An 18,792-nucleotide genomic window follows, 5' to 3' on the forward strand; every position below is an offset into this window, starting at 1 on the left:
CTATGTTGCGTCGCTGGAGCATACGCCTGTTGATCACCGTCGTGGTGATGGCGGCGATTGCGGTGCTCGCGGTCGCGGGTTGGCGTGCGGCACTCGATCGCTATGCCGGCGGTTGGACGCACGAGCCGGAAGACGCGGCCTGGGTCTTGCCGGAAACCGCGCAGGACTTGATCGATGACACCTTTGATCATCTCGATGGTGCGGTCGTCGATCACCGGGTCGGTCTGCTGACCGATGGCCAGTTGGCCGCCGCAGCGGTCGATGAGGGCGCCCAGGCCGGCAGCGAAGCCACGCCGCCCGGCGGGCCGTTCGACTGGGCGCGCCGAGTGGCGCGCCGCCATGCGGCCGGCATGGGCGACGGCGTGTTTGCCGACGCCGAGTATGTCTCGCGCCTGCTGCGCCAGATCGAAGCAATGCCCGGTGACTACCGCGCACGGGTGTTCGCCCGCGACGCGGTCTACGACGCGCAGGGCGAGCGCGACGACGCGGCGACCACGGATTTCGTCGCCAACGCCTATGTCGTCTGGCTCGCCGAACGCGCGCCCGGGCGGCTGGTGCCGGTCGTGTCGGTGCATCCGGCGCGGGAGGATGCAGCCAAGGCGCTGAATCAATGGGCCGAGCGTGGTGTGACGCACGTGAGCTGGCTGCCGGTCGCCCAGCGTATCGATCTCGACGGCCAGGCCGCGATAGCCGCCTATGCCGCGATGGCAGGCGAGGAGATGACACTGCATACGCGCGTCGGCCACTGGGAAAGCGCCAACGGGGAGAAGGATACGATCGATCCCGCCGCCCTCAAGCCCGCGCTCGATGCGGGTGTGGACGTGAGCGTCGCGATCGGCGACGTGGATACAGCGCCGGGCGTCGATGTGATGGAGTCGTTGTTCGCATTGCTGCGCCAGCCGGCCTACAACGCACATCTGAGCGTCGAACTCGGCAACGCGCTGGAAGCGGGTCGGCTGACCGACGTGCTCCCCCCGTTGCTGCAGCACCCGCAATTCTTCGATCGGATGCGCTATGCGAGCGCCTATCCCGACCCGGCCTGGGCACGCGCCATCGACCCGGCGCGTTTGGCGGACCACGATTTCATCGACCCGGCGCTGGTCGAGCCGCTACGCGCGATCTACGACGTCAATCCCTTGCTGTTCGCGTTGGTTACGCTACGCAATGTACGGTTGCCGACCACCGGGCTGCATTTTCCGGCTTCCGTTTTTACCCACGAGCGCGACTCGTGAAGGCTTAACATCGCGCAGCGATTCGCGTTGGCCAGATAGGTGCGTGCCGGCGAGAACCATGTAGTCCCCGCTGATGGAGTCAGCAGCCCGAAGGCCGAGGCGCCGCTGCCGGCCCCGACCGCGGACAGCGCCGTAGTCGATAGCTGAAAAGATGCTGTTTCACAATAGCGTCATATGGACGGGCTAGATTTCCCTCGATAGGTCTTTGTATCGGTACGGGGGAACTCATGGCCAAGTTACGTGCGGCACGGCCGCATGATCCGGCGCGTCGTCGTCTGCTTTTGCAGAGTCTCAGTGGTGCGGGTCTGTTAGTTACCGGCAGCCTGCTGAGCGGCTGCAGCGACGGCGATGCCGCCATCAATCTTGGCAACGGGGGCGCGACCGGGGGCGCAGACGGCGGCGGCACCGTGCGCCCTTCGATGCCGGACGGCGGAGCCTCGCCCACGCCGATCAGCCAGCTTGGCGCGCTCGGCGAACCGGATGCCAGCGGCCTGCGTTTGCCCGAGGGCTTCACCTCGCGCGTGATCGCCAGCTCGGGCGAGCGTCCCTACGGTGGCGCGCCCTATCTCTGGCATACCTTCCCGGACGGCGGTGCGACCTTCGCGCAGGCCGACGGCGGCTGGATTTATGTCTCCAACAGCGAATCGATTCCTGGTGGTGTCGGCGCGCTGCGTTTCGATGCCAGCGGCGAGATCGTCGATGCCTATGCGATCCAGACCGGCACCATAGCCAACTGTGCCGGCGGGCCCACGCCTTGGGGCAGCTGGCTGACCTGCGAGGAGTATGAAGGCGGCCACGTCTTCGAATGCGACCCGCAGGGCAACGGCGCGACCGATTATCTGTCCAACATCAAGCGGGCGCTGGGCACCTTCAACCACGAAGCCGCGGCTATCGACCCCGTCAACGGTGTCGTCTATCTCACCGAGGACGACTCCGACGGCGGCTTCTATCGCTTCGTCTGCGATGCCTACCCCTCGCTGGATTCCGGCACGCTGCAGATTGCCGAGATCGTCGGCGACGATCCGATGACCCGCCGGCCAATCGTTTGGCACGATGTGCCCGAGCCGAATCCGCAGCTCGCTGTGGTCAACGAGGCCACCCTGGCCGCCAGCGCGGAGCTGCGTGCGATCCCGGGCCTGGGAGAGGCCATCGCCAATGGCTTGGAGAACGTCAATCTCGTGGTCGGCACGCCGACCCGCGAACAGGTTGCGGCGGCCACGTCCTTCGATGGCGGCGAGGGCATCTGGTATCACCAGGCGATCGTGTTCTTCACCACTAAGGGCGACAACCGGGTCTGGGCCTACGACACGCGCGACGATTCGATAGAAATCATCTACGACGACGATCTGTTCGAAGACGCCGTGCTCACCGGTGTGGACAACGTCACCATCTCGCCGCTCGGCGATATTCTCGTCGCCGAGGACGGCGGCGACATGCAGATCGTGGCGATCACGCCCGAGCGCGAAGTGCTGCCGATCGTGCAGGTTGTGGGCCAGGACGACTCCGAAATCACCGGCCCGGCCTTCTCGCCTGATGGCCGGCGGCTGTATTTCTCCAGTCAGCGCGGTCGCCTGCCGGCCGGCGGTGGTGCGGCCAGCGACGGCGGTCTGGGGCTGACCTATGAAATCATCGGCACCGGCGACCGGCGGTTCTTCACCCCGGCTGGCTCATGAGCTCGCCGCGCGGCCCCAAAGACCATTCGCCCTCGCGGCGCGGCTTTCTGCGCCGTGTGGGCGCGGCCGGTTCCACGCTGGCGGTCACGCCCTGGCTGGGCGCCTGCAGCGGCGATAGCGATATCGCGTTCGGCGGCGAGGTCGACACCGGCGGTGGCTCGGCCGTAGAAACGCCAGCGGAGCCGGCGCCCGAGACCACGGACGTCAAGGTACGCTTTGAACACGGCGTGGCCAGCGGGGACCCGTTGCCCGATGCGGTCGTGCTCTGGACACGCGTCACGCCGGCCGAATCCACGACACTGCCGGTCGGCGGTCGCTATGTCGTGGCACGCGACGAAGCGCTATCGGATATCGCGTCTGAGGGCGGCTTTCTGACCGACGCCGGTCGTGATTACACGGTCAAGATCGACCGCGACGGTCTCGAATCCGGCCGGACCTATTACTACCGCTTCGAGGCGAACGGCGCGCGTTCGCCGGTGGGGTGCACCCGCACTGCGCCGATCGGGCCAGTGGATCATGCACGGATTGCCTTTACCTCCTGCTCGCAGTACACCGACGGCTATTTCAACGTCTATGCCGCGATGGCGGCGCGTGCGGATATCGATCTCGTGCTGCATCTGGGCGACTACATCTACGAATACGGCAGTACCGGCATCGACGGCCGCGATCACGAGCCGGCCACCGAGATCGTATCGCTGGCCGACTATCGACTGCGCCATGCCCAGTACAAACGCGACCCCGACTTGCAGGCGCTGCACGCCGCCCATCCGATGGTGGTGGTCTGGGATGATCACGAATCGACCAACGACAGCTGGGCCGACGGCGCAGAGAACCATCAGCCGGATACGGAAGGCGCCTGGGCCGCGCGCAAGGCGCGTTCGATTCAGGCCTATTACGAGTGGCTGCCGATCCGCGCGGTCGAGCCGGACCGGCCCGAGCGTATCTATCGGCGTTTCGCCTGGGGCGATCTTGTCCATCTGATCATGCTCGATACGCGTCTTGTGGGCCGTGACCAGCAGGCCTCCAGCCCTGTAGATGCTGCCACGATCGGCGACGAACGCCGCACGATGCTCGGTTTCGAACAGGAAGCCTGGCTCAACGGCGAGCTCGCCCGTTCGACTGCGCAATGGAAGCTTCTCGGCCAGCAGGTGATGTTCATGCCGCTACGGCTGGGATTGCCGCGGCTGCTGGATCTGAACCTGCTACCTGCGCTGGACGAGAAGCTGACGCTGCTCACCAACGGCGGCGTGGCGATCAACGTTGATCAATGGGACGGCTATCCGGCCGCGCGCGACCGCATCATCGATCAGCTGCGCATCCAGGGACTCGACGACGTGGTCGTGCTCGCCGGCGATATCCATACATCCTGGGCCCAGGATGTGACCGAAGACCCGAACAACCCGGCGGTCTACAACCCGCTCACGGGCGAAGGCTCACGGGCGGTGGAGTTCGTCTGCCCGTCGGTGACCTCCAGCGGCCTGCCCGAACTGCAGCCGGCGCGCGACAGCATTCGTGTACTCAATCCGCATATGAAGTATGTGGATCTGGAGAACCACGGCTACGTGCTGCTCGACATCACTTCGGAGCGACTGCAGGGCGAGTTTTGGTACGTGAACACGATCGCCGAACGCGATGCGGGCGAGCGTTTCGCCACGTCGTTCGTGACCCAGAGCCGGGCCAATCGGCTGAGCGAACAGCGCACGGCGAGTACCGGCGAACAGGCAACCGCCACGCAGCCGCCGAACATCGGTCCGGAGCCGGTAGCCGGCGACGTGCGTGCCGCGCCGAACCAAGCCGTCGCGGACGGCGCAATCCTGGCGCCGAGCGTGGGCTGAAAGACGGGCGCCCGCCAGCCGCCCGGGGGCAAGGCATGACGGCCGGCTCGCTCGGCCGGGCAAAAAAAAGCCGCCCGATTGAGGCGGCTTCTTTTATAGATCTTCGCGAACGGTCGCTTTTAGAAGCGACGCGGACCGCGGGGGCGATCGTCGCGCGGACGCGCTTCGTTCACGCGTAGGGTGCGACCACCCAGATCCTTGTCGTTCATGCCTTCGATGGCTTCCTTGGCGGCACTGTCGTCCGGCATTTCCACGAAGCCGAAGCCGCGCGAACGGCCGGTTTCGCGATCCATGATCACTTTGGCCGACGACACTTCACCGAACGCCTCGAAGGCGCCACGGAGTTCGTCGTCATTGGTGTTCCACGACAGGTTGCCCACGTAAATATTCATCTCGACTGATCCTAGCGATACCGTGTCATTATTTCTGAAAAACCGTAAGGACTCGTCAATGACACCAAACTAAGACCAACGGAGAACGGCTAAGCCGTACTAAACCGAGTCTACATATTTTTCGCGCCGTGCAATAGCTCAAGACGAAAAAAATTTCAAGTTATCCAGGCCGCCGTTGTCGCTGCGGGCGTCGCCTAGCTGCAGTTCGTCTTGTTCGGCGCCTGCTGATAGAGCTGCATCGCCTTGTTCATATGGCTTTGCAGGCCGTTTATGCGAGTTTCGTTCGACGGATGGGTCGACATGAACTCGGCCGGCTTCTCGCCACCGGCGGCGGCCATGTTCTGCCAGAGGGCCACGGATTCGCGCGGATCGAAGCCGGCCCGGGCCATTAGTTCCAGACCAACGGTGTCGGCTTCGCTTTCCTGGGCGCGCGAGAACGGCAGCAGGATGCCGACTTGGGCGCCCAGGCCCAGTGCCGACATCACGGCCTGGCTACCGGCGCCGCCGCCCGAGCCGCCGAGAAAGGCCGATACGACCTGTAGCCCGCCCTGGGTGGCAGCCTGTTGAGAGACGCGTTCGTTACCGTGGTCGGCGAGCACGTGGCCGACCTCATGGCCGATGACGGCCGCGAGCTGGTCGTCGGTCTTGGCGACATCGAGCAGGCCGGAATAGACGCCGATCTTGCCGCCCGGCAGGGCGAAGGCGTTGACCTGATCGTCTTTGAACACCGTGACTTCCCATTCGCCGCCGGTCACGTTCGTGATCGCGTCGGACACGCACTTCACGTAGCGGTTGTCGGCCGTGCTGTTGTCGATGGGTTCTTCCTGCTTCATCTGCTGGTAGCTCTGGACGCCCATCTGCGCGATCTTCTCCGAAGAGAACAGCTTGAGCTGGTTGCGGCCGGTGGGCGAGGTGGCACAGGCCACGAGTACTAGCAGCAGGGCAGCGGCAATGAGTCGACGCATGATGGGAGTCTCCAGGCTATCGGTCGGTTTGCGACCGGGTCTCGTACGATAATGATTCTAGCGCGATGAGCTTGCGCGTCGATGAATACGCAACGCGCCGTTACGCGGGGGCCGGTGCCGGCAGGGCATTGGTTACAATGCGCGCCATGGACGACGTATCAGCGATTCTCGAGCCCCTAAACGAAGCCCAGCGTGAAGCCGTGGGCGCGCCGCCCGGCCATATGCGTGTTCTGGCCGGCGCCGGTTCCGGCAAGACCCGGGTGCTTATCCATCGTATCGCCTGGCTGATCGGTGTGGAAGGCGTGGCCCCGCAGTCGGTGCTGGCGGTGACCTTCACCAACAAGGCCGCGGGCGAGATGCGCGCGCGCCTGGAGCCCATGCTGCGGGTGCCGGCGCGGGCCATGTGGGTGGGTACCTTCCACGGTATCGCCCACCGGCTGCTGCGCCTGCACTACAAGGAAGCCAAACTGCCGCAGGCATTCCAGATCATCGATGCGGACGATCAATTTCGATTGGTGAAGCGCACGCTCAAGAATCTGGAGATGGACGAGCAGCGTTGGCCGCCGCGCCAGATGCAGGGGTTCATCAACAGCTGCAAGGAAGCCGCCGAGCGCCCGCGCGATCTGGCCGATACCGGCGACTATGCCCGTAGCCAGATGATCCGTGTCTATCAGGCCTACGAAAACGCCCGCGAAGCGGCCGGCCTGGTGGATTTCCCGGAGCTTCTGCTGCGCGCGTTCGAGACCTGTCGCGACAACGCCGATCTGCTGGCGCACTATCGCCGGCGTTTCAGTCATATTCTGGTCGACGAGTTCCAGGACACCAACGCGCTCCAGTACGCCTGGATACGGCTGCTGGCCGGCCCGCAGGGCAAGGTCTTCATCGTCGGCGACGACGATCAGTCGATCTATTCATGGCGCGGCGCGCGGGTCGACAACATCCTGCGCTTCGAGGACGACTTCAAGGACACGGCTACCGTGCGCCTGGAGCAGAACTATCGTTCCACCGGTACGATCCTGGGCGCGGCCAACGGGCTGATCGGCCACAACCTGTCGCGGCTGGGCAAGGAGTTGTGGACCGCCGGCAGCGACGGCGAGCCGATCGATGTCTACGGCGCCTTCAACGAGTACGACGAGGCCCAGCATGTCGTCACCCGGATCCAGAACTGGATCGCCGAGGGCGGCCGGCGTTCGGATATCGCCATCCTCTATCGTTCCAACGCCCAGTCGCGGGTGCTGGAGGAGCGCCTGATCGCAGCCGAAATCTCGTATCGCATCTACGGCGGCCAGAAGTTCTTCGAGCGCGCCGAGATCAAGGATGCGCTTGCTTATATGCGCCTGCTGCAGTCGCGGGCCGACGATGCGGCCTTCGAGCGCATCGTCAACACGCCGACCCGCGGCATCGGCGCGACCACGGTAGACAAGATTCGCAGCCATGCCCGGGCGGGTTCGATGAGCCTCTGGCAGGCCGCGTTCGACCTCGCCGAGAACGGGCTGCCGCCCCGCGCCGGCAAGATGGTCATGGCCTTTATCGAGCTCATCGACACGCTCGATGCGTCGGTCGAGGACATGGCGCTGCAGGAAATCGCCGAACAGGTGATTACCACGACCCAGCTCAAGGCCCACCATGGCAAGGGCGGCGACGAGAAGGCCGAAGGCCGCAAGGAAAACCTCGACGAGCTGGTTTCTGCCGCGCGGGCCTACAGCGCCGATGACGACGAAACCATGGACGAGATCACCCAGTTTCTGGCCTATGCCTCGCTGGAAGCGGGCGAAAACCAGGCCGGTGAATGGGACGAGTCGGTGCAGTTGATGACGCTGCACTCGGCCAAGGGCCTGGAGTTTCCGCTGGTGTTCATGGTCGGCCTCGAAGAAGGCCTGTTCCCGCATCAGCGTTCGATCGACGACGACAACGGCCTCGAGGAAGAACGCCGGCTCTGCTATGTGGGCATGACGCGGGCCATGGAGAAGTTGCATATCTCGCATGCCGAAGTGAGGCGCCTGCATGGCAGTGAGAACCTCTGTGCGCCGTCGCGTTTCCTGCGCGAGATCCCGGCCGACTACCTGCGCGAAGTCCGGCCTCAGGCCGGTATCAAGCAGCCGGTATTCCGGCCGGGCGGCATTGCAAAGTCGGAGCAGCGCGCGGCGGGCTTGTCATTGGGCCAGCGGGTCGCGCACAAGAAATTCGGGCAGGGCACGGTGCTGGCTTTCGAGGGCGATGGCGCGCGGGCGCGTATCCAGGTCAATTTCGACGGTGTGGGCAGCAAGTGGTTGATCGCCGGTTATGCCAAACTCGATCCGGCATGATCTGAATGTGCCTTGGCGCATTCGCTGCTGCCATCGGCGGCGTTGAAAACAGCTGATATTTCGGCTGTTATTGGTGTCGGGTCAATAAAAACAATCGCGCCGGTCGGTGCGCAGCCTTGGGGGGCGACATGGGGTTACGTCGTGCAGGGGGATGGTCTGGGTTATCGATGCTGCTCGGATCGGCGTTGTTTGCTGCGCCGGCCTTCGGCCAGGGCGATGATGCTTTCGCGCCGCAGCCACTGACCTTTTCCGATCAATCGCCCACCGTCAGCATCTATGGGCTGCCGCGGGCCGACGGCTATACCGTCGCCGAGCCCGGCGCATGGCATGCCGGCCTGCGCGTCGACTACACCAGCCACTACACCGAACAGGAAAGCGGCAACGAGTCGCTGCTGTTCGACGGGGAAACCACCCGCGCCGCGCTGGTATTCAAGCGTGGTCTGGCCGGCCGATGGCAGGCCTCGATCGAGATTCCCTTCGTCGATCACAGCGGCGGCTTCTCCGACGAGTTCATCGATGATTTTCACGATGTGTTCGGCTTTGCCGATGGCGGCCGCTCCAGCGCGCCGAATGATCGTCAGACTTTTCGCTACCAGCGCGACGGTCGGCTTGCGCTCGACGTGAGCGACTCGCCTTCCGGCGTGGGCGATGTCCGCCTGGCCCTGAAAAAGCGCCTGTCAGGCGTGGGTGACTGGGGCATGTCCGTGGCCGGCGAGCTGAAGCTGCCCACCGGCGACGCCGACAGGCTTACCGGCAGCGGCGCGGCGGATCTGTCGCTGTGGGGCACGGTCGGCAATAACCAGAGCGGTACGTCGCGTTGGCGCATGCTCGCCGGCGCCGGCGGCCTCTATTCCGGCGAAGGCGACGTACTGGAACAACAGCGCGTGCAGGAAGTGGCCTTTGGCTGGGCCACGCTCGGCTACGCGCTGACGCCGGCTTTCGTGCTGGAAGTCCAGGCCTATGCGCATAGCCCGTTCTATGAAGACACGGAAATCGAGGCTCTGGACGGCACGGCGGTCGCCGGCGCGCTGGGCTTCGACTGGCAGGTTGGCCAGCGCTCCAGCGTCGACTTTGCCATTATCGAAGACCTGAATACCGGCGCTTCGCCGGATGTAAGTTTCATGCTGGGGCTGCGTCACGCCTTCTGACGCCGTGCCCGGCATCAGGGGGGATAGATGAATAATATTTTTTCATTCAAGACATTGGCTGCATTCGCGCTGTGCGCCTTGCTGGCCATGGCGGCCTCGCCAGTCTGGGCGCAACAAGACGCCGCCGACGCGCAGGCAGCCTCGGACGACTCAGTCTCGGCCGCCATGCCGGCCGGCGAGCGCGGTGCCAATCTCGTTGTTGGCACCAAGGCCGCGCCGCCGTTCGTGGTCGAGAACGAGGCCGGCGAATTCTCGGGTATCAGCATTCAGCTGTGGGAAGCCGTGGCCGAGCGGCTCGGGGTCGAATTCAGCTATGCGCCCAGCGATCTGAGTGGCCTTTTCACGGGGTTGGGGGATGGCACGCTCGATCTGTCGGTGGCCGCGCTCACGGTCACCGCGCCGCGCGAAGCCAATATCGATTTCTCCTATCCGTTCTATTCGACGGGGCTGGCGATTGCCGTGCCGTCGACCGGCAGCGCGGTCTGGGCGACGATCAGCCGCTTCTTTTCCTGGCAGTTCTTCACCGCGCTGGCGGCGTTGACGCTGGTGCTGCTCGGCGTGGGCGTAGCCATCTGGTTCTTCGAGCGCCGCTCCAATGCCGAGGAATTCGGCGGCACCACCGCCCAGGGTCTGGGCAGTGGTTTCTGGTGGGCCGCTGTAACCATGACCACGGTGGGCTATGGCGACAAGGCGCCAAAGACACTCGGCGGCAAGCTGATCGGGCTGGTCTGGATGTTCGCCGCCATCATCATCATTTCCAGTTTTACGGCCGCGATCGCGACATCGCTGACCGTCGATCGACTGGCCTCGGGCATCAACGGGGTCCAGGATCTGGGCAATGCACGGGTGGTCACGGTCGAGGGTTCGGCCGCGGCTGATTCGCTGCGCGATCGGGGTATCGCCTTCAGTACACGCACCGAACTCGAGGAAGGGCTAGCGGATCTGGCCGACGAGCGCGTGGATGCCGTGGTCTACGATGCGCCGCTGCTCAACTTCCGCGTGCTCAACGAGTATGCCGGCACGCTCGAGGTTCTGCCGTCGGTGTTCGACCGCCAGGACTATGCCTTCGCCCTGCCGCAGGGCAGCGATCTGCGCGAGCCGATCAACCGCGCGATTCTCGAATATCTGGCCAGCGACGCGTGGCGCGATACGTTGACCGAGTATCTCGGCAAGCAGCCCTAGCCGAACGCCAGCGTTCGGCGCGCGCGGCGCCCTGAGACGGGTGCCGCGCTATTTCTTGGCCCGCATCACCAGCGTGTCGATACGGTTCTCGCGCAGGCGCTTGAGCATGCGATTGAGCTCGTTACTGGAGCCGATCGTGTCGCTCTGTACGCGATAGACCGTCTTGCCCGACGGCAGATCGACCTCGACGATACGTGCGGCCAGGCCCAGCAAACCGAGCTCCGCCTTGCGACGGTCGGCGTCCTTGTGGGTCGAGAACGAACCCGCCTGGATGATGTAGCTGCCGGGTTCGTCGACCTTGGGGGTGGTCGGCTGCGGCTTGCTCGGCGTTTCGGTCTCCGGCGCTGGCGCGGGGCCGGCGCTCGATGCGGTGCTGCTCGAGCTACTCGAACTGCTGCTGGTCTCGCGTTCCGGGTATTCCTCTTCCGGAATCACTACCTCGTAGTTGGGCAGCATCTTGTAGAAGGAGAACCGGGGTTCCTCTTTCGGTTTGGCGGGCTCGGCCGGCTGTTCGTTCTCGGCGGCCTTGCTCTTGTCTTCGTTGCTGGCCGCCTGCGGCGTGGCGATCTCGACCTGCTCGCGTGCGAGCGTGCCGCCGGGACGGGCGAAGACATAGAAGCCGGCTGCGACGGTCAGGCCGATACACAGCCCGCAGATCATCCATACCCAGCCCGGCGGGCCGCCGCCGGTCTTGGTCTGGCGGCTTTTCGTCGGCTTGGCAGCCGGTTTCCGGCGCGTGGGCTTGCGCTTGCCGTTCTTCGACGGCGAACTGCTGGGACGAGAGGAATAGTCTCGAGCCATTACATTTTCTCCGGAGCACTCACACCCAACAGCCTAAGCCCGTTGGCGAGTACTTGCCGAGTGGCGTACACCAGCGCCAGGCGCGCGTTGCGCAGGGCCGCGTCGTCGACCAGGAACTGCTGGGCGTTGTAATAGCTGTGGAACGCGTCGGCCAGATCGCGCAGATAGTGGGCAACTGCCTGCGGCGCACAGTCGTCCGCCGCGGACTCGACGAGTTCCGGGAAACGTGACAGGGCGGTGATCAGGCGTTGCTCGTGCGGCGTGTCCAGACGCGCCATATCGGCCGCGTCGCGCGAGAATTCGAAGCCGCGCTCGGCGAGCTGGCCATCGACGCTGCAGATACGTGCATGGGCATACTGGATGTAGTAGACCGGATTCTCTTCCGACTGGCTGCGGGCCAGATCGATGTCGAAGGTCTGCTGGGAATCGGGCTTGCGCGCGGCCAGGAAATAACGGGTCGCGTCGCGGCCGACCTCATCGATGAGATCGCGCAGCGTCACATAGGAGCCGGCCCGTTTGGACAGCTTCACTTCCTCTCCGCCGCGCATCACCGTGACCATCTGGTGCAGCACGTAGTCCGGCCAGCCCTTGGGGATACCGATATCCAGCGCCTGCAGGCCGGCGCGCACGCGGGCGATGGTGCCGTGGTGATCGGCGCCCTGTTCGTTCACGGCACGGGCAAAGCCGCGCTCCCATTTGGCGACGTGATAGGCGACGTCGGGCACGAAATAGGTATACCCGCCTTCGGCCTTGCGCATGACGCGGTCCTTGTCGTCACCGAAGTCCGTGGTCTTCAGCCAAAGCGCGCCATCGGCCTCGTACGTGTGGCCGGCCGCGATCAGTTCCTCGACGGTCTTTTCGACACGGTTGTCGGCATACAGGGCGGATTCCAGCGAATAGACATCGAAATCCACGCCGAAGGCCTTGAGATCGGCATCCTGCTCGCGGCGCAGGTACGCCACGGCGAACTCGCGGATCGCGTCGAGGTTCTCGGCGTCACCCGCGCCGGTGACTTCGCGGTCGTCGGCGGCAACGGTCTCGCCCGCGAGATAGGCGGCGGCGACATCGGCGATATAGTCGCCGCGATAGCCGTCGGCGGGCCACACGTCGTCTTCCGGCGTGATCCCTTTCGCGCGTGCCTGTACGGATACGGCCAGATTGGCGATCTGGGCGCCTGCGTCGTTGTAATAGAACTCGCGGGTGACGTCGTAGCCGACGGCCTCGAACAGACGCGCCATGCAGTCACCGACCGCCGCGCCGCGGCCATGGCCGACATGCAACGGCCCGGTCGGGTTGGCCGAGACGAACTCGATCATCACCTTCTCGCCGGCGCCATCATCGCTGCGGCCATAAGCTGCGCCGGTGGTCAGCACGGTATCAATCGCGGCCCGGAAAGCAGCCGGGGCGAGAAAGAAATTGATGAAGCCGGGGCCGGCGATCTCGACCTTGGCGATACGTTCATCATCGGGCAGCGCATCAACGATTGCCTGGGCGATCTCGCGCGGGTTGCGGCGTGCCGCCTTGGTCAGCGTCATTGCGATATTGCTGGCGAAATCACCATGCGCGGCATCGCGGGTACGTTCGACGTGGGGCGCGGCAGAAGTGTCGATATCGGGCCAGGCGCGGTCGGCAGCGCTGGCGAGGAGATCCTGGACGAGACGTTTCACGGTGGTATTGGTTCGAGGCGGTCGCGAATGACCGCGCAGTCTAACGCGGCGCGCCACACCCGGCTATGTCTCGCCCATGTGTGGCTATGTCTGGGCCTCGATCAGGACAAAGGCACGCTGGGAAGGCGGCGGCGCACGGCCCGCGTCGGCCAGCTCCGACTCGGGCAGTACGCGGGCCCGAGAAAAACCGTTGTTCTCGAGCAGGCCGATGGCCTCGTCGGTGCTGGAACAGAGCTGGCTTAGCATGTCTCGGCCGCTGATTCGGCGCAGCGCGTCGAGCACAACACCGGCTGCGGGGCCGAACGCCGCAATCCGATCGCGTGGATAGATTTCGAGCAGGTAACGGCCGCCGCCGAGTCGCTTGAGCAGCGAGGAAATGCTCTGCCAGGCGCGCTGCTTCTCTTCGCGGTTCAGATAGTCGGTCACGCCCTCGGTCATGGCGATCACCGAACCTCGGCTTGGCGCTGTGAGCTGAGCGCCGAGCCCTGTTGCGAGCAGATCGCCGGGTTCGAGCGTGTAGTTCGCTGGCAGGTCGCGACTGGCGAGCATGTTGGCGCGCGCATGCACCATGTCGGGTAGGTCGTAGTCGACCCATTGCATCTGTGGGTTACGCGCGGCGTGGGCGATACCGCGCGTCGACAGCCCGGCGCCGATCTCGATCGCCAGGCCTGGACACTGGCGGGCGGCCCATTCGGAGAACCAGTGATGACGCCAGTAAAGCGTTTCCGTGAAAGCGCCCGGACCAGGCGCGAACCGGCGCAGGGCGCGACAACCGAGATGCAGCGGCAGGAACAGGGCACGCCCGCGCAGGGTGCTGAACCATTGGGCATGCTCGAACCCGAAATGAGTCCAGGCACTGGCGGTGGCATAACCGGTAAGCGAGACGCGCGGGTTCCCGGCGCTGGAATGCGTTGTGGTCATCGATGAATCCTCCAAGCGCCACGATCGCATAACCGCGGCCAGCGTGTGCGTCAGAGCAGATCCTGCGGATCGACATCGATCGACCAGCGCACGCGGCGCGCGCCCGGCAGCTCGCCGAGCACCCGTTGCCAGTGATCCAGCGCCGGGTGCAGACGCGCACGGCGGGTGGCATGCAACAGCAGATGGGCGCGATAGCGGCCGGCGCGGCGCTGCATCGGCGCAGGCACCGGGCCCCAGCAGGCGATATCCGCATCGACGTTGATGGTTGCCGCAGCCTGGGTGAGAAATTCCTGGGGCGACTGAAGGTCGTGGGCTTCGGCGCGTAGCAGGGCGAGATGGCCGAAGGGCGGCAGGGCGGCGTCGCGGCGTTCTGAAAGCGCGGCACTCGCGAAGGCGTTGTAGCCGCCTGCCAGCAGCCGGTGCAGCAGTGGATGCTCCGGATGACGCGTCTGCAGCCAGACTTCGCCGGCCAGATCGGCACGCCCGGCGCGGCCGGCGACCTGGGTGACCAGCTGGGCCATGTGTTCGGCGGCGCGAAAATCCGCGGAGAAAAGGCCGCCGTCCACATCCAGCACGCCGACACAGGTCAGGCGCGCGAAATCATGTCCCTTGGCGAGCATCTGGGTGCCGACCAGCAGCTGAGTGGCGCCGCTGGCTACATCGGCGAGCTGTGATTCGAGCCGGCCCTTGCGCGCCACGCTGTCGCGGTCGAACCGTGCGATCCGCACATCGGGAAAGCGGCTGCGTAGCGCCCCGGCCACGCGCTCGGTGCCGGCGCCGAGTGCAATGAGTTCCTTGGCGCCGCAGCTCGGGCAGCGCGGCGGCGCGGCTTCGGCGGCGCCGCAGTGGTGGCACTGCAGGCGGGCGCCGCCACCGTGCAGGGTCAACGGCGCGTCGCAGCGCGTGCAGGGTGCGATCCAGCCGCAGTCATGGCAGGACAGCGCCGGCGCATAGCCGCGGCGGTTGATGAAGATCATCACCTGGTTGCCAGCAGTGAGATGGCGCTCGATATGGCCGAGCATCGGGTCCGACAGGCCGCCAAGCAGCGGCCGGGAGCGGATATCGATCACGCGGATCGGCGGCAACGCGGCGCCGGTCGCCCGCTTGGGCAGCTTCAGATGGGCGAAACGTTTCTGATTGGCGTTATGCAGGCTTTCCAGCGCCGGCGTGGCGCTGCCGAGTACGATCGGTACGCCGCATTGCTGGGCGCGGCGCAGGGCCACGTCGCGCGCGTGATAGCGAAAGCCGTCCTGCTGCTTGTAGGAGCCGTCGTGTTCCTCGTCGACGATGATCAGCCCCAGCCGCGGCAGGGGGGTGAACACCGCCGAGCGGGTGCCGATGACGATATCCGCGTCGCCCGCGCGTGCCGCACGCCAGACATCGGCACGCTCGCCCTCGCTACGCTGGGAATGCAGCACGCCGATGGCGGCATCGAAGCGTGCGCGCAGCCGTTCGATCAGCTGGGGCGTGAGGCCGATTTCGGGCGCGAGGAACAGCACCTGCCGGCCCGCTGCAAGCATGCGCGCCATGTGCCGGAAATAGACTTCGGTCTTGCCGCTGCCTGTCACGCCTTCGAGCAGGACCGGGTGAAATGCGGCGTCCAGACCGCACAGGTGATCGACGGCCTGCTGCTGATCGGCGCCCAACGTGGGCGCGCTGCCGGCGCCCAACGTGGGCGCGCTGCCGGCGCCGCCGCGTTCGAGTGCGCCGGGCAGCTCCACGGGTTCGATCAGTCCGCGCTCCTGCAGCGCCTTGAGCGGCGCCTGGGCGTTGCCGAAACGGGCGAGCAGATGTGAATGGGCGGTGGGATGCGAGACCGCGCGAATCGCGGCCAGCAGTTCGCGTTGGCGCGGTGCGCGGGCGAGCAGATCGTCTTCGTCGGCGGGCGCCGGGTCCACCTGCTGCCAGCCGCGGTGCCGATGCGGTGTCTGATCGGCCTTGGCGCGGCGCAGGGCAACGGGCAGGGCTGTGGCCAGTGCCTCGCCGAGCGGATGGTGGTAATAGCGCGCCGCCCAGCGCAGCAGGCCGAGCAGTTCGTCGTCGAGAACCGGGGTGTCGTCGAGGACCTTCTCGATCGCGCGCAGTCGCGCCGCGGGCACATCGCTGTCGTCGGCATGTTCGATGACGATGCCGACCAGGCGCCGGCGGCCGAAACGTACGAGTACGCGGCTGCCCACCGGGGTGCGGCCGGTCTCGTCGATATCGAGATAATCGAAGCCACCGTACAGCGGTACCGGTACGGCGACGCGTAGTATCGGCGCTGTTTCGTGGCCTTTGATCAAAGGCTTACAGCCTGTGGATAAAATCGTGGATGGTTTTGCAGCGCAGAGAGCATAGTTTCTGTCTAAAAACCGTCACGTGTTGAAAGACGTCTATTATAAATAATAAAAACAAAAGGTTGCGCCGTTACCCGGTCAAGCTGCGTTGCAGCAATCTCTATCGCACGATCTTTCCGACGTTGTGTATATGTGGACAAGTTGTCCCTGTGGGCGCCCACGGGCCGACATGCTGGCATGCCTTGTTTTCGTACGCCTGTGGATGGGTCGAATGTGCGCATTGGTCGTGCTCAACTCAGCCCGCGTAGCTCGTCGAGCATGGCAAGAGTGAGTCCCCAGAGCCGTTGGCCGTCGCCGCAGTCGTAACACGGCATGGGCAGCGCGACCCGGCCCAGTTGCCAGCGCATCGCGGCGCGGTTCGCCGGCTCGTCCAGCCACGCCAGCGCGAGCCAGCGGGTGGCCGCGATCTCGTGATTGAGTACAGGGGTGTCCGCGTCGCGGTATCGATAGACGAAGGGCGACACGACCATCGGGGCGCGGCGGCGATGGTCCAGCGTTATGCGGTCGTTGAGACGGCCGATGCCGTCGTCGCGTGACAGTCGCAGGCCGACTTCCTCTTCGGTCTCGCGACAGGCCGCGACGGAGGCGCTGGCCTCGTCGGCCGCATCGACCCGGCCGCCGGGAAACGCCATGTCGCCCGACCAGGGGTCGCCGTGGCGATGTGCCCGCACGGCGAGCAGTACCTCGGCGCCCTGGCGTGTCTCGCGCAGAATCACTGCGACCGCGGCGCGTTTGAGCCGTCGACGCCAGCGATAGCGGCGCGGCTGGTAGCGAGCCAGGGCCGCGGCCAGTGGGGCGATCTCATGCATGCGGGCAAGCTTAGCGCGGATAGAAATGGCGGACAGAAAAAAGCCGCCCGAAGGCGGCTTTTCTCCCAGTCCAGGACTGGCTTTCTGCGGCTGGCGCCTAGAGCTGCTTCAGCCCGTTGGCCAGATCGGTGCAGACCTGCTTCGCATCGCCGAACACCATACGGGTGTTGTCGCCGAAGAACAGGCCGTTCTGCACGCCCGAGAAGCCGGTGCCCTTGCCACGCTTGACGACATAGGCCTCACGGGCCTTGTCGACGTCGAGGATGGGCATACCGTAGATCGGGCTGGACTCGTCGTTACGCGCGGCCGGGTTGACCACGTCGTTGGCGCCGATGACCAAGGCCGCGTCCGCATTCGGGAACTCGGCGTTGATCTCTTCCAGATCGAAGATCATGTCGTAGGGCACGCCGGCTTCGGCGAGCAGTACGTTCATGTGACCCGGCATGCGGCCCGCCACCGGATGGATGGCGAACTTCACGTCCACGTCGTGATCCTTCTGCAGCATCTGGACGAATTCCCAGAGCTTGTGCTGCGCCTGGGCGACGGCCAGGCCGTAGCCGGGCACGACGATCAGGGTGTCGGCGTAGGCGAAGGAGGCCGCGGCGTCGAACGCCTCGACCGACTTCATCTCGCCTTCGGGGCCTTCGCCCTGGGCACCGTCATCCACGCCGAAACCGGCGAACAGGACGTTGGAGACCGAGCGGTTCATGGCCTTGGCCATGAGCAGGGTCAGCAGCGAACCGGCCGCGCCCACGACGGTACCGGCAATGATCATGGCCGGGTTGCCGAGTACGAAGCCTTCGAAGGCCACGGCCAGGCCGGTCAGCGCGTTGTACAGCGAGATGACCACCGGCATGTCGGCGCCGCCGATCGGGTTGGTCAGGAACACGCCGAACACGAGGCTGGCGATGAAGAACAACGTCACCAGAACCGGCGCGCCATCGCTCGAGGCGATGATGACGATGCCCAGGAGCACGATCAGCAGGGCGATGCCGGCGTTGATCAGATGCTGGGCCGGCAGACGGATCGTCTTGCTCATCTTGCCTTCGAGCTTGGCCCAGGCAATCAGCGAACCGGAGAAGGACACGCCACCGATCAGCGCGCCGACGACGGCGAGGATCAGCACGGTGGTGCCATGCATGAACGCGGAGTGCGAGTACAGCTCGACCAGCGCGATGGCCGCGGCCGCGCCGCCGCCCATGCCGTTATACAGCGCCACCATCTGTGGCATGCCGGTCATCTGAACCTTCTTGGCGGTGTACCAGGCGCCGCCACCACCGATGCCGATGGCGAGGAAGATCAGAAGATAGCGGAAGAAGCCGGCATCCAGATCGGGATGCCAGAGCGTGACCACGGTGGCCAGCACCATGCCGATGCCGGCCCACTTGATGCCTGCCTTGGCGGTCTTGGGCGAGCCCATCCGCTTGAGGCCCACGATGAACAACACGGCTGCAATGAAGTAGCTCGCGTCGACGGTGAATTCCCAGAAACTCATAGTCGGTAACCTTTTCGTATGCTCGTTTTA

General features: G+C 65.3%; 14 protein-coding genes. 6 read left to right on the top strand and 8 right to left on the bottom strand.

Features of this window, described 5'->3' with window-relative positions; genetic code table 11:
• Positions 1-2 precede the first annotated feature (2 nt).
• From SADO_RS09305 to SADO_RS09315, 3 genes are all read left to right on the top strand, one after another.
• The gene (locus SADO_RS09305) at positions 3-1,232 is read left to right on the top strand and encodes a hypothetical protein (protein ID WP_353110903.1); all 1,230 of its coding nucleotides are present in this window, start codon (positions 3-5) and stop codon (positions 1,230-1,232) included.
• Positions 1,233-1,459: 227 nt separating this feature from the next.
• Positions 1,460-2,905 (top strand): alkaline phosphatase PhoX, encoded by a 1,446-nt coding sequence (locus SADO_RS09310; protein ID WP_353110904.1) that lies wholly within the window; start codon positions 1,460-1,462, stop codon positions 2,903-2,905.
• Positions 2,902-4,740 (top strand): alkaline phosphatase D family protein, encoded by a 1,839-nt coding sequence (locus tag SADO_RS09315; RefSeq protein ID WP_353110905.1) that lies wholly within the window; start codon positions 2,902-2,904, stop codon positions 4,738-4,740. Before SADO_RS09310 ends, SADO_RS09315 begins: the two co-directional genes overlap by 4 nt.
• Before the next feature lie 119 nt (positions 4,741-4,859).
• Here the strand turns inward: SADO_RS09315 and rbp are convergent, their stop codons facing one another.
• Positions 4,860-5,132: an RNA-binding regulator gene (gene rbp / locus SADO_RS09320; RefSeq protein ID WP_353110906.1), complete on the bottom strand. Its 273-nt coding sequence runs from the start codon at positions 5,130-5,132 to the stop codon at positions 4,860-4,862.
• 194 nt (positions 5,133-5,326) lie between these two features.
• The gene (locus SADO_RS09325; protein WP_353110907.1) at positions 5,327-6,097 is read right to left on the bottom strand and encodes a M48 family metallopeptidase; all 771 of its coding nucleotides are present in this window, start codon (positions 6,095-6,097) and stop codon (positions 5,327-5,329) included.
• A 146-nt stretch (positions 6,098-6,243) separates the two neighbouring features.
• Between SADO_RS09325 and uvrD the strand changes: the two genes are divergently transcribed.
• The 3 genes from uvrD to SADO_RS09340 all read left to right on the top strand — a co-directional run bounded on the left by uvrD (position 6,244) and on the right by SADO_RS09340 (position 10,733).
• The gene (gene uvrD / locus SADO_RS09330; protein WP_353110908.1) at positions 6,244-8,403 is read left to right on the top strand and encodes a DNA helicase II; all 2,160 of its coding nucleotides are present in this window, start codon (positions 6,244-6,246) and stop codon (positions 8,401-8,403) included.
• A gap of 167 nt (positions 8,404-8,570) precedes the next feature.
• Positions 8,571-9,551 carry a DUF3187 family protein gene (locus tag SADO_RS09335; protein WP_353110909.1) on the top strand — a complete coding sequence of 327 codons (981 nt, stop codon included), beginning with the start codon at positions 8,571-8,573 and terminating at the stop codon, positions 9,549-9,551.
• 27 nt (positions 9,552-9,578) lie between these two features.
• Complete coding sequence (locus SADO_RS09340) at positions 9,579-10,733, top strand: transporter substrate-binding domain-containing protein (RefSeq protein ID WP_353110910.1); 1,155 nt, start codon at positions 9,579-9,581, stop codon at positions 10,731-10,733.
• Positions 10,734-10,781: 48 nt separating this feature from the next.
• On the opposite strand, the gene SADO_RS09345 is transcribed toward SADO_RS09340, so the two are convergent.
• The 6 genes from SADO_RS09345 to SADO_RS09370 all read right to left on the bottom strand — a co-directional run bounded on the left by SADO_RS09345 (position 10,782) and on the right by SADO_RS09370 (position 18,762).
• Positions 10,782-11,534: an SPOR domain-containing protein gene (locus SADO_RS09345; protein WP_353110911.1), complete on the bottom strand. Its 753-nt coding sequence runs from the start codon at positions 11,532-11,534 to the stop codon at positions 10,782-10,784.
• On the bottom strand, positions 11,534-13,201 hold the full coding sequence (argS, locus tag SADO_RS09350; RefSeq protein WP_353110912.1) for an arginine--tRNA ligase: 1,668 nt from the start codon (positions 13,199-13,201) through the stop codon (positions 11,534-11,536). Before argS ends, SADO_RS09345 begins: the two co-directional genes overlap by 1 nt.
• 84 nt (positions 13,202-13,285) lie before the next feature.
• Positions 13,286-14,122, bottom strand: coding sequence for a class I SAM-dependent methyltransferase (locus tag SADO_RS09355; protein ID WP_353110913.1), 837 nt, complete (start codon positions 14,120-14,122; stop codon positions 13,286-13,288).
• Between the two features lie 50 nt (positions 14,123-14,172).
• A complete protein-coding gene (locus SADO_RS09360; protein WP_353110914.1) occupies positions 14,173-16,404 on the bottom strand; it encodes a primosomal protein N' in 2,232 nt (743 codons plus the stop codon).
• A 284-nt stretch (positions 16,405-16,688) separates the two neighbouring features.
• Complete coding sequence (locus SADO_RS09365; RefSeq protein ID WP_353110915.1) at positions 16,689-17,267, bottom strand: NUDIX hydrolase; 579 nt, start codon at positions 17,265-17,267, stop codon at positions 16,689-16,691.
• A gap of 97 nt (positions 17,268-17,364) precedes the next feature.
• Positions 17,365-18,762, bottom strand: a complete 1,398-nt coding sequence (locus SADO_RS09370) for an NAD(P)(+) transhydrogenase (Re/Si-specific) subunit beta (protein WP_353110916.1) — start codon at positions 18,760-18,762, stop codon at positions 17,365-17,367.
• Positions 18,763-18,792 lie beyond the last annotated feature (30 nt).

Source organism: Salinisphaera dokdonensis CL-ES53 (genome assembly GCF_040361215.1).
In the GTDB taxonomy this organism is placed as follows: domain Bacteria; phylum Pseudomonadota; class Gammaproteobacteria; order Nevskiales; family Salinisphaeraceae; genus Salinisphaera; species Salinisphaera dokdonensis.